This is a genomic window from Pseudomonas oryziphila, assembly GCF_003940825.1.
GTDB lineage: Bacteria > Pseudomonadota > Gammaproteobacteria > Pseudomonadales > Pseudomonadaceae > Aquipseudomonas > Aquipseudomonas sichuanensis.
Genome location: NZ_CP034338.1, coordinates 3582139 through 3598286 on the forward strand (window position 1 = coordinate 3582139; position 16148 = coordinate 3598286).

Annotated in this window: 13 protein-coding genes and 1 pseudogene; 3 read left to right on the top strand and 11 right to left on the bottom strand. The window is 65.4% G+C overall.

The features are described 5' to 3' along the window. Positions 1 to 539: 539 nt before the first annotated feature. The 4 genes from EJA05_RS16815 to EJA05_RS16830 all read right to left on the bottom strand — a co-directional run bounded on the left by EJA05_RS16815 (position 540) and on the right by EJA05_RS16830 (position 5799). On the bottom strand, positions 540 to 1790 hold the full coding sequence (locus tag EJA05_RS16815) for an IS256 family transposase (RefSeq protein ID WP_125857465.1): 1251 nt from the start codon (positions 1788 to 1790) through the stop codon (positions 540 to 542). 413 nt (positions 1791 to 2203) lie between these two features. Then, positions 2204 to 3226, bottom strand: coding sequence for a histone deacetylase family protein (locus tag EJA05_RS16820; RefSeq protein WP_125859108.1), 1023 nt, complete (start codon positions 3224 to 3226; stop codon positions 2204 to 2206). Further along, positions 3226 to 4467: a Zn-dependent hydrolase gene (locus tag EJA05_RS16825; protein WP_125859109.1), complete on the bottom strand. Its 1242-nt coding sequence runs from the start codon at positions 4465 to 4467 to the stop codon at positions 3226 to 3228. Before EJA05_RS16825 ends, EJA05_RS16820 begins: the two co-directional genes overlap by 1 nt. Positions 4468 to 4494: 27 nt before the next feature. After that, positions 4495 to 5799, bottom strand: coding sequence for an MFS transporter (locus tag EJA05_RS16830; RefSeq protein WP_125859110.1), 1305 nt, complete (start codon positions 5797 to 5799; stop codon positions 4495 to 4497). Between the two features lie 285 nt (positions 5800 to 6084). Here EJA05_RS16830 and EJA05_RS16835 point away from each other — a divergent pair, with 285 nt between their 5' ends. After that, entirely contained in the window at positions 6085 to 6993 is a 909-nt protein-coding gene (locus tag EJA05_RS16835; RefSeq protein ID WP_125859111.1) for a LysR family transcriptional regulator, read from the top strand. A 6-nt stretch (positions 6994 to 6999) separates the two neighbouring features. On the opposite strand, the gene EJA05_RS16840 is transcribed toward EJA05_RS16835, so the two are convergent. Further along, entirely contained in the window at positions 7000 to 8160 is a 1161-nt protein-coding gene (locus EJA05_RS16840; RefSeq protein WP_125859112.1) for a GGDEF domain-containing protein, read from the bottom strand. 247 nt (positions 8161 to 8407) lie between these two features. Between EJA05_RS16840 and EJA05_RS16845 the strand changes: the two genes are divergently transcribed. Next, positions 8408 to 9364 carry a DMT family transporter gene (locus EJA05_RS16845; protein WP_125859113.1) on the top strand — a complete coding sequence of 319 codons (957 nt, stop codon included), beginning with the start codon at positions 8408 to 8410 and terminating at the stop codon, positions 9362 to 9364. Between the two features lie 25 nt (positions 9365 to 9389). Here the strand turns inward: EJA05_RS16845 and EJA05_RS16850 are convergent, their stop codons facing one another. The 4 genes and pseudogenes from EJA05_RS16850 to EJA05_RS16865 all read right to left on the bottom strand — a co-directional run bounded on the left by EJA05_RS16850 (position 9390) and on the right by EJA05_RS16865 (position 11984). Next, positions 9390 to 10091 carry an HvfC family RiPP maturation protein gene (locus EJA05_RS16850; protein WP_125859114.1) on the bottom strand — a complete coding sequence of 234 codons (702 nt, stop codon included), beginning with the start codon at positions 10089 to 10091 and terminating at the stop codon, positions 9390 to 9392. Further along, a complete protein-coding gene (locus tag EJA05_RS16855) occupies positions 10084 to 10917 on the bottom strand; it encodes an HvfB family MNIO-type RiPP peptide maturase (protein WP_125859115.1) in 834 nt (277 codons plus the stop codon). The genes EJA05_RS16850 and EJA05_RS16855 overlap by 8 nt, the downstream gene beginning before the upstream one ends. An 80-nt stretch (positions 10918 to 10997) precedes the next feature. Continuing rightward, positions 10998 to 11252: pseudogene (locus EJA05_RS28810) on the bottom strand (HvfA family oxazolone/thioamide-modified RiPP metallophore); the annotation flags it as partial. Between the two features lie 168 nt (positions 11253 to 11420). Further along, on the bottom strand, positions 11421 to 11984 hold the full coding sequence (locus tag EJA05_RS16865) for a DUF4174 domain-containing protein (RefSeq protein WP_125464537.1): 564 nt from the start codon (positions 11982 to 11984) through the stop codon (positions 11421 to 11423). A gap of 242 nt (positions 11985 to 12226) precedes the next feature. Between EJA05_RS16865 and EJA05_RS16870 the strand changes: the two genes are divergently transcribed. Then, the gene (locus EJA05_RS16870; RefSeq protein WP_125859116.1) at positions 12227 to 12445 is read left to right on the top strand and encodes a hypothetical protein; all 219 of its coding nucleotides are present in this window, start codon (positions 12227 to 12229) and stop codon (positions 12443 to 12445) included. Between the two features lie 42 nt (positions 12446 to 12487). Here the strand turns inward: EJA05_RS16870 and EJA05_RS16875 are convergent, their stop codons facing one another. Together EJA05_RS16875 and EJA05_RS16880 are read right to left on the bottom strand one after the other, a co-directional pair. Then, positions 12488 to 14848: a DNA polymerase II gene (locus tag EJA05_RS16875; protein ID WP_125859117.1), complete on the bottom strand. Its 2361-nt coding sequence runs from the start codon at positions 14846 to 14848 to the stop codon at positions 12488 to 12490. A 55-nt stretch (positions 14849 to 14903) separates the two neighbouring features. Then, complete coding sequence (locus tag EJA05_RS16880; RefSeq protein ID WP_125859118.1) at positions 14904 to 16100, bottom strand: MFS transporter; 1197 nt, start codon at positions 16098 to 16100, stop codon at positions 14904 to 14906. Between the last annotated feature and the right edge of the window lie 48 nt (positions 16101 to 16148).

Consider the following 16148-nt stretch of genomic DNA (forward strand, 5'->3'; position numbering starts at 1 on the left):
TGCTGTCAAACAGGTGGTGACAGCTGTACGTAGGTTGACAGACCGGCGGAGTTGATCAGTAACCGGCGCACGCGAGCGTGCCCTACGCACAGCCGCCGTTGAAGGACTAGCCATGCGATCACCCCGTAGCGGCCTGTCAAAGCCATGTCGCTGATGTGCAGCGACCCGGCGAGACTAGTAGGCGGAAATTGCCACCGCAACGGAAAAAGTGCGCGGGCATTATCTTTGGGAAATGGACTACAGGGAAGGTGTGAAATCTGATTGTTAGTCTGGGGCTGGCAAGGGCCTGGCTGCAGATTGCATGTGGGCGGCAAGGTGCCAGGCGACAGATTTGCAGCGCCCTTGAGATCGAGCGCCGCCCGCGCGGCGCTTCGCGGGTAAACCCGCTCCCACAGTTTGTTTCGGGCCAATTACTCCTGTGAAAGTACCGGCGCCTGCCTTGGTGCATGCCTTGAGTCATGTGGGGCGGCGGGCAACGGGACTGTCAGATTTTTTGTGTGCGGGCCGGTAATGGCCTGCCGCTAGGCAGGCCCTGATTCTCACCAGGTTGGCCTGATGAACCGATCTCCATACAGAATCGCAAATTGATTCATCGCGCTTTTCCAGTCATGGGCCGGTTTTCCCCAATTGGCTGTGATGTTGCGCAATCCCAGCCAAATCAGTTTGGTCGCTGCATCATCATTCGGGAAATGTCCGCGAGTCTTGATGACCTTGCGTAGCTGGGCATTGATGCTCTCGATGGCGTTGGTGGTATAGATCACCTTTCGGATGGCGGGCGGGAAAACAAAGAATGGAATCACGCGATCCCAAGCCCGTCGCCAAGCAGCCACCACCGTCGGATATTTCTCGCCCCACGGCCCGTTCTCAAACTCATCGAGTGCTTGCTCAGCCGCTTCGGCATTGATGGCTTGGTAAATCGGCTTCAGCTCCTTGGCCAGAGCCCGCCGCTTGTCCCAGGCCGCGTAGTCGAGGCTGTTGCGGATCAGGTGCACGATGCACGTTTGCAACGTCGTCTCTGGAAACACGGCACTGAGAGCCTCTGGCATACCTTTGAGGCCATCGGTCACGGCAATCAGCACATCTTCAACACCGCGCGTCTTGAGATCGTTAAAGACCTTCATCCAAAACTTCGCACCCTCGGTGTTCTCGATCCAGATGCCCAGGATATCGCGCGTACCGTCGGGGAGAACGCCCAGGGCCAAGTAAATGGCCTTGTTGCGAACCAGGCCTTCTTCGCGGATCTTCACCCGCAGTGCATCGAAGAAAATGACCGGGTACATCGGCTCCAGTGGCCGCTGTTGCCACGCGCCAATCTCTTCCATGACCTCGTCTGTCACAGAGCTGATGAAATCGGGTGAAACGTCGGTTCCATACTGCTCGGACAGGAAGGCCCGGATCTCTCTGACCGTCATTCCACGGGCGTACATGGCGATGATTTTGTCATCGAATCCGGTGTAACGGCGCTCATGCTTGGGGATCAGAATGGGCGAGAAGCTGCCGTCACGGTCCCGAGGGATATCCAGCCGTAGCGGGCCATCGCCTGTCAGCACTGTCTTGCCACTCGTGCCATTGCGCTGGTTGGTCTCATCCTCTGGGCGCTGCGCGCCCGGAGGATAGCCCAGGTGATGGCCAAGTTCGGCGTTCAGGGCCCGCTCGATCAGCGCTTTCTTGAAGGCGGCAGAGGCCTCTTCGATAGCCTCTGCGGTCATCAGTGGGATTGCGGAAAACTGTTCAAGCAGCTCTTTCGGGACCTTCGGTAACTCTCGAAGCGGTTTCTTTTTGGTTGGCATGCATGCACCTCTTACTCATGGTATGCCCGAACACAAAATTTCTGACACCCTCCTTGAGATCGAGCGCCGCCCGCGCGGCGCTTCGCGGGTAAACCCGCTCCCACAGTTTGTTTCGGGCCAATTACTCCTGTGAAAGTACCGGCGCCTGCCTTGGTGCATGCCTTGAGTCATGTGGGGCGGCGGCAACGCCCACACTGAAACCGCGTCGTACCAACAAGGCGGACCAGGTAAAGGCCCAGGAGAGACTGGCCCGAAACAAACTGTGGGAGCGGGTTTACCCGCGAAGCGCCGCGCGGGCGGCGCTCGATCTCAAGAACGCTGCAAGACTGTCGCCATGCACCTGGTGGCCCACATGCAATTTCAAGACAGGCTCTTGGGTGCCACACCGCTGCCCTTGGGTAATTCGGCTGCCACTAGCGCCAGTCTTCCTTCGCCGCAAAAAACGCCCGCGCATTCGCCTCCAGACTCTCCAGGTGATACCCGCCCTCCTGCACGATCAGACACGGCAAACGCAACCCACGAATCTGCTCACCCAACCGGGCAAAACCTTCAGTGGTCACCGCCACCTTGCTCTGCGGGTCCAACTCGTAGATATCGAACCCCAGCGACAACACCAGCACTTCGGCACCAAAGTCCTTCACCGCATCCAGCGCCACCTCCAATTGGCCCATGAAGTCGGCCTCACTGGCACCGTGGGCCATGGGTAGGTTGAGGTTGTACCCCTCCCCAGCACCACTGCCGCGCTCGTCCTCGAAACCGGCGACGCCCGGGTAGAAATTGGTCGGGTCGCCATGCACCGAGACATACAGCACATCACTGCGGTCGTAGAAGATCTCCTGGATGCCCTGGCCGTGGTGCATGTCGGTGTCGAGGATCGCTACCCGGCTGTAACGGCTGCGCAGGGCCTGGGCGGCGACAGCGGCGTTGTTGAGGTAGCAGAAGCCGCCCGCAGCATCGAAGCGCGCATGGTGCCCTGGCGGGCGACACAAGGCGTAGGCAGCGGGCTCGCCGTCGAGTATCGCCCTGGCCCCGGCAACGGCACTCTGCGCCGACCAATAGGCCGAGCGCCAGGTGTACTCGCCCACCGGGCAACTGCCGTCGGCCAGGTAGCGCCCGGCCTGGGCGAGGATGCCGCGCAGGGCGTTGGGCTCGCGGACGAAGATGTTGGACATGACTTCGTCGCCCCAATCCTCAGGCACTTCCTTCCAGCGTGCATGGGCTTCTTCGAGAAAGCGCAGGTACGCCTCGCCGTGCACGGCCTTCAGTGGCGCAAGACCTGCGTCGTCAGGCTGGCGAATGTCAAAGCCCAGGCCCTTGGCGGCCTGCAGCAGGCGCTGAGCGCGCTCGGGGACTTCCTGCGGGGTGCGCATGGCACCGCGGGAGTAGTAACTGCGCGGGTGGTGCAGCAGCTGTTCAGGGTGGAAATAGCAGCGCATCAGGCGTCTCCTTCGGCAACCTGGCCGGCACGGGCCAGCACGGCATTGAGCAGTACGTCGGCGCCCTGGCGGGCGTCTTCGGGCAACACGTCCTCGGCCTCGTTGTGGCTCAGGCCGCCGACGCAAGGGATGAACACCATTGCCGTCGGGCAGTAGCGCGCCAGCAGGATGGCGTCGTGGCCGGCGCCGCTGACGATGGTTTGCTGGCTGTAGCCCAACCCGTCCACGGCTTGCTGCACCGCCGCCACGCAGTCGGCGTCGAACGGCGTGGCCGGGCTGACCCAATGGCGTTCGACCGTGACCTTGAGGCCGCGCTGACGGGCAATGGCCTGCAACTGCAAGCCGATATCGCGCTCCATGGCCTCGATGGCCTCGTCGCGGTGGTGACGCAGGTCGAGGGTGAAACGCACCAGGCCGGGGATGGTATTGCGCGAGGACTTGGCGATGTCCAGCTCGCCCACGGTGGTCAGGCCCTCGGGGGCAAAGGCGCTGGCCAGTTGCTCGACAGCCTGGATCATCCGCGCCACGCCGTACAGGGCGTCCTTGCGCAGCGCCATCGGCGTAGTGCCGGCATGGGCGGCCATGCCTTCCACGGTCACGTCGAGCCAGCGTATGGCCTGGCCGCCGCTGACCACGCCGATCGCCTTGGCGTTGTCCTCGAGGATCGGGCCCTGCTCGATATGGGCCTCGAAATAGGCGTCCACCTTGCCACCCAGCGGGCGCTGGCCGGCGTAACCGGTGCGCGCCAGTTCATCGGCCACGCTGACGCCGTCGGCATCGCGGATCGCCAGGGCCTGCTGCAGGTCGAGGCTGCCGGTGAACACCGCCGAGCCGAACATGGCCGGGGTGAAACGGGCGCCCTCCTCGTTGGTCCACACCGCGATCTCCAGCGGCTTGCGGGTGCGGATGCCGAGGTCGTTGAGGCGCCGCACCACTTCCAGCCCGGCCAGCACGCCATACACACCGTCGAAGCGACCGCCCTCAGGCTGGGTGTCGAGGTGGCTGCCCATCATCACCGGCGCGGCATCCGCCTCGACGCCGTCGCGGCGGGCGAACAGGTTGCCGATGGCGTCCACGCTCAGGCTCAGCCCGGCCTCGCGGCACCAGTGGCCGAACAGTTCGCGACCGGCCTTGTCCTCGTCGCTCAAAGCCAGGCGGCAGCTACCGCCACGGGCGGTGGCGCCGACTTCGGCCATGGCCATCAGGCTCGCCCACAGGCGTTCGCCGTTGCTTTTCAACATTGCAGGTACTCCAGACAAATCAGGGAATCAGGCCAGTTCAAGCTGCTGGCTGCGGCTGTACTGGCGTGCCAGGGCCAGTACACAGACCAGGGAAATACAGGCGATCAGGCTGTAGAACAGCGCCATCGGCCACCACTGGCCGGTGAAACTGTGGGCCATCCAGGCGCCGATCAGCGGGGTCAGGCCTCCAGCGATGGCGCCGCACACCTGATAGGCCAGGGAGATCGCGGTGTAACGCACGCGGGTTTCGAACATGCCACTGACGTAGCCGGCGATCACCGCGTAGAACGAGGCCATGCACGCCGCCGCCAGGGCGATGCCGAGCACGATCAGCGAGGCCTGGCCGCTGCCGACCAGCACGAACATCGGGTACGGCGAGGCCATCGCCAGCAGCGCCACCAGGGCCAGGAAGCGCGTGGCGCCGAGCTTCTCTGACAACCAGGCGGCCAGCGGCTGCACGCAGAACTGGATGACCGCCACAAAGAACAGGCATTCGAGGATCAGCGAGCGCTCCAGGTGCAGTTGCTGGGTGGTGTAGCTGATCATGAAGGTGTTGGTGAAATAGACCCCGGCGATGCCCAGGGTATTGGCGCCAATGCACAGCAGCAGCGGGCGCCAGGCAGTGCGCAGCACCTCCAGCACCGGAGCCTGCTCCTTGCGCTGCGCCTTGTGCGCCTGCTCGCGACTGGCGAGGAACTCGGGCGACTCATTGACCCCCAGGCGAATCGCCAGGCCCACCAGCAACAGGGCCGCGCTGGCCAGGAACGGCACGCGCCAGCCCCAGCTCATCAGATCCTCTTCCGGCAGGCGGGTGACCACGCCGAAGGCCAGCAGCGAGAGGATCAGGCCGGCCGGGCTGCCCAGCTGGGCGAACGAGGCGAAGAAATTGCGCCGGCCCTTGGGCGCATGCTCGCCGGCCATCAGCACCGCCCCGCCCCACTCGCCACCCACGGCGATGCCCTGGACCACCCGCAGCACGATCAGCAGCACCGGCGCGGTGGCGCCAATCTGCGCGTAGGTCGGCAGCAGGCCGATGCACACGGTGACCACGCCCATCATCACCAGGGTGATCACCAGGGATTTCTTGCGGCCGATGCGGTCGCCCACATGGCCGAAGACGATGCCGCCCAAAGGCCGGGCAAAAAAGCCCACGGCGAAGGTGCCGAAGGCGGCCATGGTGCTGAACAGGCTGTTGTCGGAGGGGAAGAACAAGGCCCCGAACACCAAGGCGGCGGCGGTGGCATAGATGTAGAAGTCGTACCACTCGATCATGGTGCCGATGAACGCGGCGGCGGCGGCGCGGCGGGGTTGGGGCGAAGCGGCGGGCTTCATGGGGTGGCTCCTTTGTTTGTTGTTCTGGCAGGAGTTGGGGACACGGTTTGCGCTCTTGTGGCGCTTCGCAGTGCGGACCTGAAGGGTCGAGTTGCCTGCTTCGCGGGTAAACCCGCTCCCACAGGTCTTGCGCCTACCCTGTGGGAGCGGGTTCACCCGCGAAGCAAGCGACACCGAACTGGCAGGCCTGCGCTTCAATGACTGCGATTTTTCGGCCCGCCCCTATGATTAGTCAATTTTCTATTTATTATTCGAAGTATTAACCCTGCTTATAAAGAGCCCACCATGCCCGACCGCCTGCTCAACGACCGACTCGACTGGAACCTGCTGCGTACCTTCCGAGTAATCGGCCAGGAGCTGTCGATCAGCCGCGCCGCCGCCCGCCTGCACCTGACGCAACCGGCAGTAAGCCAGGCGCTCAAGCGCCTGGAAGAGCAACTCGGGCGCCAGCTCATCGCCCGCCGTGGGCCGCGCTTCGTGCTCACCGAGGTGGGCGAGCAATTGTTCGAACTGGCCGGCGAGGTGTACGGGCAGATGTCGCAGATCGGTGGGCTGCTGGAGCAACCGGCGGACGAACTGGTGGGCAAGGTGCGCCTGCTGATGATCAGCCGTGTCGTCAGCGAACGCCTCGACGACTGCCTGGCAGACTTCCACCGCCAGCACCCGCGGGTGGAGCTGGAAATCGACGTGATGCGCAGCTCGGACATCGTCGCGGCGCTGCAGGAAAAGACCGCCACCGCCGGGCTCAGCCTCAACCGCCGGCCACAGCCGCGCCTGGAGCAGCGCCTGTTTCTGCGCCAGCGCTACGCGTTCTTCTGCGGCAAGCACCACGCCCTGTTCGGCCAGCATCAGAGCGACCTGCAGCGGGAGAATTTCGTCAGCTTCACCAGCGACCAGATCGGCGGGATGCTCTCGCCGCTGACCATCTTCCGTGACCAGCAAGGCTTTGCCGGGCGCATCGTCGCTTCATCGCCGAGCCTGGAAGAGGTGCGCCGGTTGGTGATCGCCGGTTTTGGCATCGGCTGCCTGCCCGAGCATGTGGTGGCGGCGGATGTGGCGGCGGGGCTTTTGTGGAAGCTGCCGCCGCTGGAGGGGATCGCCGATGTGGATATTCACCTGCTGTGGAACCGCGAGCAGCGGCTGAGCCGCGCGGAAAGCGCCTTCATCGAGGCACTGCAAAATGGCCTGATCTGAGCCTGGTCAGACAGTGCTGCGCGATCCATCCATCAACTGCAAGCTGTTGCGCCCGGCGCGCTTGGACGCGTACAGCAACCGGTCGCCCTGCTCGATCAGTGCCGCCAGGCTGGCCGGCGGGCGGTCGAACAGGTGAGCGCCGATGCTCAGGGTCACCGCTTCGGGGGTAGCGCAGGCGTGCGCGGCCGTGTGCTGGAACTGCTGGCGCAAGGCCTCGGCCAATGCCTCGATACGTCCCCGTGACGCATCGGCCAGCAGGATCACGAACTCGTCGCCACCCAACCGCGCAGCAATCGCCCGCTCCGGCAGCAAGCTTCGGATCATCTCGCTCAGGGCGATCAACAGGCGATCGCCGGCGCCATGCCCATGCAGGTCGTTGACCAGTTTGAAGTGGTCGATGTCGATCAGCAGCAAGGCGCCGGGGCGCTCTGGCGCGACGTCCTTGAACAGGGCCGGCGCCCGCACTTCCAGGGCACGGCGGTTGTACAGCGCGGTCAGTGGGTCGCGCGCGGCCAGGCGCTCGATGCGCTCTTCGCGGCGGTAGCGCACGGTGCCGGTCATCGACAGGGCGATCAGCATGATCGCCATCGCGCCTTCCACCAGGGAGACCTGGATGATCTGGCCACGGAAGGCACTGAGGTCGATCAGCGTGCCCGGCAGCAGTGCCGGCAGGGTCTTGGCCAGGTAGAACAGGCCGTGGAACAGCAGGATGTAACGCAGCTGCACCGCGCCGACGCTGAACGATTTGCCATGGGGACGCAGCAGCCAGCTGGCCTGCAGGGTGAGCAGCGCGATCATGCTTGACTGGACCACCAGCAAGGTCTTCGACCACTGCGGCCAGTCCGGCAACAGCAACATGGCCAGCCAGGCCGGGATGATCAGGTACCAGGCCCGCGACAGGCGCGTTTCGGTGAAACGCGACACACCCAGCAGGAACAGCCAGTGGGCGCTGATCAACATGCCGTTGGCAAACCACACGCCAATGAACAGGTAGCCACTGCTGCGCAGCAGTGCCAGGGAAGAACCGACGCTGATGATCGCGAAGCTGGCGCTCCAGCACAGCAGCGAAGACTCGCGCACGCTGCTCCACTCCACCGCCAGGTACAGGGCGGCGGCAGCCGCAAGGGCGATGGTGAGCGTGAGGATGGTGGAAGCGTCGAACGCCATGAACGGGGTAGCCTGTGTCTTACGTTTTTAAAGGAAGGATTGTATGCGTTCGTAGGGGTTTTCGCAGGAGGATTGCCATTCAAATGATGGCACTCATCCGATTCATGCATGCGAACGCAGGTCGCAGCAGACTGGCTCGCTGTGCTAAGTGCGGCGCTGGGTGATTTGTGGAGTGCGACAGGTTATGGTCGAAACGCTTGTCGGCCGGCACATCGTTGGCCAGTACTCATTTCGCTACGGACCCGCCATGCCCCGCCTGCCCGCCCCGCTCCACCGCGCCCTTGCCAATGGCAGCCTCTACGCCGCGCTCGCGGCGCTGGGTTTCAGCTTCAAGGCAATCTTCGTCAAGCTCGCCTACGCCGCGGGGCCTGTGGATGCGATCAGCCTGCTGGCGCTGCGCATGGCCATGTCCTTGCCGTTGTTCGCTTGGCTTGTGTGGTTCAGTCGCAAGCAAGGCGGTAGCGCGCTCACGCCTGGGGACGGGCTGCGGGTTGCGCTGCTCGGGCTGTTCGGTTATTACCTGGCGAGCCTGTTCGACTTCTACGGCCTGCAGTACATCAGCGCCGGGCTGGAGCGGCTGATCCTGTTCACCTACCCAACCCTGGTGCTGCTGATCCAGGCCGTTGCCCAACGCGAGCGCCCCACCCTGCGCACCCTGGCGGCCATGGGCCTGTGCTACCTGGGGCTGGGTATCGCCTTTGTCCACGACATCAGCGTCACGGGGATGGGCAGCCAGGTGGTGCTTGGCGCGTTGTGGGTGTTTGCCAGCGCGGTGACCTATGCGCTGTATTACGCCGGCACCGGGGTGATGCTCAAACGCATGGGCTCGATGCGCCTGGCCGGGTTGTGTGGCACGGCCTCATCGCTGATGGTGCTGGCCCATTACCTGTCGGTGGCCGAGGTGGCGCCACTGTTCGAGCTGCCTGGGGCAGTGTGGGGGAACGCGGCACTGATGGCGCTGTTCTCCACGGTGCTGCCAATCTACTGGGTGGCCTTGGCGATCCAGCGCCTGGGGCCTACCCACACTGCGGCAGTGGGCAACCTGGGGCCGGTACTGACGGTGCTGGCGTCATGGGCGATCCTGGGCGAGGCGGTTTCGCTGTACCAGGTGATCGGGCTGGCTGTGGTGTTGTTCGCGGTGTCGCGCTTGAAGCCTGCGAAAAAAGCCGAAGCCGTGGCGCCGGGCAAGCAGGCCGAGGTGTAGACGCGCCCCAGCGCCGGCAGCCGCCTCAAAGCCTGGTCCCGACGATGACACCCTGCCCGCGCAACTGCTCCAGTAGCGCCAGGCCATCCGCTTCATCCTTGCCCAGCGCACGCAGACGTTGCCTTCCAGTGCCCGGCAAACCAACCAGCAATTGCCAGGCCAATGGCGCCAGGCGGGCGAAGCGAACCTGCAGGTCGATATCGCGGTACACCAGCAGCAGGGTCGGTGTCTCGGGCGCTTCGCTCGGCTGGAAGTCCGGGCCGATGCGCTCCACCGGCCAACGATAGGCCAACACGCGGGCCACGCAGGACAGCAACGGCTCGCCGGCCAGCAGGTCACCGTCGGGGTGATGGGGCGGGTCTTGCGCGTCGCTCAGGTACAGCTGCGCCTCGACCCATTCGTAATGCGCCAGTTCCAGTTGCCAGGGCGTATCGAGGTCGATGCCTTGCAGGTAATCGATGAACGCCTCGGCGATTTCGGTGAACAGCGGTGTCTGGCTGCGGTAGTTGGCGTAGAAGTCGTGTACCCGGGCATGCCAGCGTTGCTCACCGAGGGTTTGCCGCAACACCGGGAAGCTGCCCGCCAGCAGGCTTTCGATAGCGCCGTAGAACAGCTCGCGATAGACCTTCAGGCGCCGCGCCTCGATACCCGGCGGTGGCGGGTTGGCGGCCGGGTCGCGCAGGTGCCGGGCCAGGGTGAACTGTTGCTCGCGCAGGGTTTCAGGCATGGCAAGGTGCTCCGTGGCGCTGTTGCAGGGCGCGGATCTGCGCCGTCTCGGCCAGCAGCTCGGCCAGCGGCGGGTAGTTGAAGTCGCGCTCGAGCACCGTGGGGTGGGCGCCGAAACGCTGGCAGGCGCTGGCGAACAAGGCCCACACATCCGCCTTGACCGGGGCGCCATGGGTATCGACCTTGAGGTCCGGTGCTTCGTCGTAATGCCCCGCCACATGCATGCCCACCACCCGCTCGCGGGGGATGCCGGCGAGGAACGCCTGGGCGTCATAGCGGTGGTTGCAGGCATTGACGAAGACGTTGTTGACGTCCAGCAGCAGGTCGCAATCGGCCTCGTCGAGCACCGCGCGGATGAACTGCAGTTCGCTCATGGCCTGGTAGGGGGCGGCGTAATAGCTGATGTTCTCGACCGCAATGCGCCGGCCCAGCAGGTCCTGGGCCTGGCGGATACGTGCCGCCACGTGTCGCACGGCCTCGTCGGTGAACGGGATCGGCATCAGGTCGTAGAGATGGCCGTCGTCACTGCAGTAGCTCAGGTGCTCGCTGTACAGGCGCACCTGGTAACGGTCGAGAAACTGCCGGGTGCGGGCGAGAAAGGCGACGTCCAGCGGCGCGGTGCCGCCCAACGACAATGACAGGCCGTGGCAGGCAATGGCGAAGCGCTCGGCCAGCTGCGCCAGGCCCTGACCGTAAACACCGCCGACCCCGATCCAGTTCTCCGGGGCGCATTCGAGAAAATCGACCGCGCCGGCCGGCATCGCCAGTAACTCAGGCAGCAGGCCGCGACGCAGGCCGAGGCCTGTGTGCAAAGGTTGCGAATTCATGGGTCAGCCTCCAGAAAAGCGCGCGGCGCCCAAGGCGCCACGCTACAGCAAGGGGATCAGGCTTTACCTTTGCCTTCAGCGCCGCACTTGCCTTCGCCGCACTTGCCCTCTGCCTTGTCGGCCTTCGCGTCGGCACCACACTTGCCTTCGGCCTGGCTGGCCTTGCCGCTGCCGCCACATTTGCCCTCGCCGCATTTGCCTTCACCGGCGGCCTTGGCCGCTGCCAGCTGGTAGCCCTGGCTCAAGGGTTCAACGGCAAACGCACTGTTGCCCAGAACCAGGCCACCGAGCAGGGTGGCGCCGAGCAGGCTGAGGGTCTTGGGGGTCGATTTCATGGTGTCGCTCCACTTGTGGTTGGAAAGTGGAGCCATTGAAACGGCGCGGTGTGTCGTGGGTGTATCGCGATGAGCGGCGTTTTGTAAGCCAGTCGGTCGTGATGAGGCGCAGATACACAGTGATACAGGAAAGGCCCCCTGCTGGCGTAGAGGGCCGTGGCAGAGCGGTCAGTCGTCCAGAGGCTTGGGCGGTTCGGCAGGCTTGGCCGGTTTGGCGGGCTTGCCTGGCTTGCTGTCCTTGGCCTTGGGTTCGGCCGGTGCCACCGCCACCGGCTCCGGCGCAGTGACCGCCTTTTCACTGGCCGGCAGTTCGTCGACGGCCTTGAAAATCACCTGCGGGTCGATTTTTTCACCGCTTTCATCATCCTTGAGGACGTGGCGTTCGCCATCCTTGCCCACCAGGATCACCTTGGTGCCCTTGCTGGCGCCCAGCTGCAGCTCGCGAATCAGGGCCATGGTGGTCTGCTGTTCGAGGTTCTTGTCCTCACGTTTACCCATCATCTGGGCGACGCTGTACAGCACCAGCCCACGCTCCTTGAAACCGGCCTGCACGGCCGGGTCTTTCAAGGCCTCGTTGAGGCCGCGCAAGGTCGGGTCGGCGCTGCTGGGCGCAATCACCACCAGCGGCCGCGCTTTGCCCTGCTCCTTGGCCAGGGGGGCATCGCTGTCGGCGGCCAATGCGGGGACGGCGAAGGCGAACAGGGTGGCGAGGGTCAGTGACCTGACGAGCATGGGCATCTCCTTGTTAATTCTCATGACTACAGATCCTGGCGAAAGATCCGACATGCGAGCCTAAACCACCGAACCCGGCGGACAACGCGGGCAAAAGTAACTTGCGATGTCTGAGTGGTAACGGGGTGCGACACCCTGAGCATAGTCCAACCGCCCGCGGGCCAATGGCTGGAGGCATTGTGATAGCATGCGCGCGCCTCGGGAGAGGCATCGCTTGTTCACATTCAGTAAGGAATACGCCCGTGAAAGACTTCGTCATCAGCGTCAACAACATCGTGCTGTACGTTTCCCTGGGCTTGATCTGGCTGGTAGCTCTGATCACCCTGTTCAGCGTTGGGTTCCTGCAAGGGCTGGGTATTTTTGTCGGCGGCAGCCTGGTGTGGTGCATCGTCTCGGGCTTCTGGTTCGTCCAGTCGGCCACCTACGAAGAGCTGCGCAAGCTCAACGCCAACAAGGGCTGAGCCATCCAGGGCGGCGCCGCGACGGTGTCGCCCTCCCCGGCGCTAGAACAGCGGCAGTTGCTGGCCGGTCAGCGCCGCGAAGTCATCGCCCACGAACGGCAGGATGGCGTCGGCCACCGGCTGCAACTGACGGCTCAGGTAGTGCTGGTGATCAATCGGGGACTGGCGGTTCTCCAGCGGTTCGGGGCCTGAGGTGGTGATCAGGTAACTGATCCAGCCGCCGTTCTGGTACTGCTTGGGGCGCCCCAGCCGGGCGTTGTATTCATCGGCCAGGCGCGCGGCGCGCACATGGGGCGGCACGTTGCGCTGGTAGTCGGCCAAGGGCCGGCGCAGGCGCTTGCGGTACACCAGCAGTTCGTCATCCTCGCCCGCCAGCAGGCGCTGCACGGTTTCACGCACGTAGTCGCGATACGGCTGGCCACGGAACACCCGGCCGTAGAGCGTCTGCTGGAACTGCCGGGCCAGCGGCGACCAGTCGGTGCGCACCGACTCCAGGCCCTTGTAGACCACGTCCTCGCTGCCATCCTGGCGCTGTACCAGGCCGGCGTAGCGCTTCTTGCTGCCCTCTTCGGTGCCGCGGATGGTGGGCATCAGGAAGCGCCGGTAATGGGTTTCGAACTGCAGTTCCAGGGCACTGTCCAGCCCCATGGTTTCGCCCAGGTGCTGGCGCCACCATTGATTGACCTCGGCCACCAGCGCACGGCCGATGCGCGCCGCGGCCTCCTCGCCATGGGCGCCCTTGAGCCAGACGAAGGTGGAGTCGGTGTCGCCGTAGATCACGTCGTAGCCCCGCGCCTCCACCAGGGCCCGGGTCTGGCGCATGATCTGGTGGCCGCGCATGGTGATCGACGAGGCCAGGCGCGGGTCGAAGAAGCGGCAACCACTGGAACCGAGCACGCCATAGAAGGCGTTCATGATGATCTTCAGCGCCTGGGACAACGGCGCATTGCCGTCGCGCTTGGCGGCCTCGCGCCCTTGCCACACGCGCTCGACGATGGCCGGCAGGCAGTGCTCGCTGCGCGAGAAGCGCCCGCCCCGGAAGCCCTCGACCGAGTGCGCGTCGTCCGGCTGGCGCAGGCCCTCGACCAGGCCCACCGGGTCGATCAGGAAGGTGCGGATGATCGACGGGTACAGGCTCTTGTAGTCGAGCACCAGCACCGAGTCGTACAGCCCCGGGCGCGAATCCATGACGAAGCCGCCAGGGCTGGCTTCGTCGGGGCGGCTGCCCAGGTTGGGCGCGACAAAGCCCAGGCGATGCATGGGCGGGATGTACAAATGACAGAACGCGGCCACCGAGCCGCCACTGCGGTCCACCGGCAGGCCGGTGACGCTGGCGCGTTCCAGCAGGAAGTCGAGCAGCCGGGTGTGGGCGAAGATCCGCGTGACCAGTTCACAGTCCTTGAGGTTGTAGCGGGCCAGCGCCGGCTTGTCCTCGGCGAACTGGCGGTTGATTTCGTCCATGCGCTGGTAGGGGGTGCTGATGGCCTTGCCCTCGCCGAGCAACTGCTGGGCAACGCTCTCCAGGCTGAACGAGGGGAAACTCCAGGTGGCTGAACGCAGCGCCTCGATGCCATCGATCAGCAGCCGCCCGGGGGCTTCGGCGAAGAAGTGGCTGCGGCTGCCATGCTCGCGCAGGTGCAGCGGCGCGCCGTCACGGCCCAGGCACAGCGGCACGTTCAGCCGCTTGGCGTGTTCGTGCAGCAGACGCAGGTCGAACTGCACCAGGTTCCAGCCGATGATCGCGTCGGGGTCGTGGCGCGCCAGCCACTGGTTGAGACAGTGGATCAGCCCGGCGCGGTCGTCGCAGTAGTGCAGGTCGAAATCCATCTGGCTGGCATCGCCATTGGCCGGGCCCAGCATGTACACCGTGCGCTGGCCGCAGCCTTCCAGGCCGATGCTGTACAGCTCGCCACGCTCGCTGGTCTCGATATCGAGGGAGACCAGGCGCAGCGGCGGGCGGTAGTCGGGGTCGGGCTTGAGCTGGGCGTCGATCAGCGTGCCGTTGGCATCGGGCCGGCCATCGAAACGCACCGGGGCGGTGATGAAACGCTCCATCAGATAGCGCTCGGGCGGACGGATATCGGCTTCGAACACCTCGATGCCGGCAGCGCGCAGGCGCTTGTCGAGGGCGATCAACTGACGGTGCTGGCGGCAGTACAGGCCCAGCACCGGGCGCTGGTCGAAGTCACGCAGTTGCAGCGGCTTGAGCTCGACCCCCTGCTCACCGGCCAGCAGCACCCGGGCATGCTCGGCCTGGGCGACGGGGATGAACGCCACCGACGGTTGCGGCGCCAGGCGCAAGTGGCGCGGGCCCTGGTCGGTGGCCAGCCAGAACTCGACGCTGGTGCCTTCGGGCGTGTCGTGCCAATGGCGGGTGAGGACAAAGCCCTGTTGGCGCTGCACTGCGTGGTCCTTGCTTGGATTGCTGGAGGGCGATTCTACACCCTGCAGCGGCCGATCAGCGTGCGCCAGCGACGAATCCGGCGCGGCGCCCGGCAAACACCAGCAGCCAGGCCAGCCCGGTGAGCGCCAGCACCACGCCACCGAACGCGCCGACCCCGGCCCCGGTCAACAGCAGCCCGCCAATGATCCCGCCCAGGGCGATCGCACTGTTCCACACCGTCACCAGCATCGACTGGGCCACATCGCCGCCCTCGCCTGCCGCGTCTGCGCAGGCGGTCTGCAGCAGGGTCGGGGCGCCGCCGTAGGTGAGCCCCCACAAGGCCACGCTGGCATGCACCAGCCAGGCCGAACCCTGGGTGTGCCCCAGGGCCAACGTGGCCAGGGCGAAACCGGCCAGGCACAGCAGCACCAGGCCGCGCAGATGGCGGTCGACGCCAAGCCCGACCAAGGCGATGCCGGCCAGTGAAGCCAGGCCGAAGGTCATCAGCACCTGGCCGACATCGGCGCCCATGCCAGCCGCCGCCAGCAGCGGCACGATGTAGGTGTAGAGAATGTTGTGGCCGAGGATCCACGCCAGGATCACCAGCAGCACCCGCGCCACCCCTGGGGTACGCAGTACGCCCAGCGCTGAAGGGCGCTTACCGGCGGCCTGGCCGGGGAAGTCCGGCACCGCGCGCAGTACCCAGGCCACCAGCAGCAAGGCCGCCAGGGTGACTACCACGAAGGCGGCGCGCCACCCCAGCCAGGCGCCCAGCCAGGTGCCGATGGGCAGGCCCAGCGACAAGGCGATGGGCTGGCCGAGCATGGCCAGTGCCATCGCCTTGCCTTGTTGTGCCGGTGCCACCATGCGCCGCGCATGCCCGGCGATCAGGCCCCAGGCCAGGCCGGCGGCGGCGCCGGTGAGAAAGCGCAGCAACAAGGTCAGCTGATTGTCGCTGGACAGTGCGGTCAGGCCGTTGAACAGGATGAAACCGATGATGGCCAGCAGCAGCGCCCGGCGCCGCCGCCAACCTTGGGTCAGGGTGACCAGCGGGATGGCGGTGAGCAACGAGCCCAGCGCGTAGGCGGTAACCCACTGCCCGGCCATGGCCTGGCTGATGTGCATGCCGTTGGCCACCTGGTCGAGCAGGCCGGCGGGCAGGGTTTCGCTGAGGATGGCGATGAAGCCGGTCAGGGCCAGGGCCAGCAGCCCGCTCAAGGGCAGTCGCGTGGCGGTGGCGGGCGCCTCTACGGCGGTGAAGGCAGGGTTCATGGGGGTGTCCTGGGCAATGATCAAGGCAGGCATCTTGCGGCGCCGAGG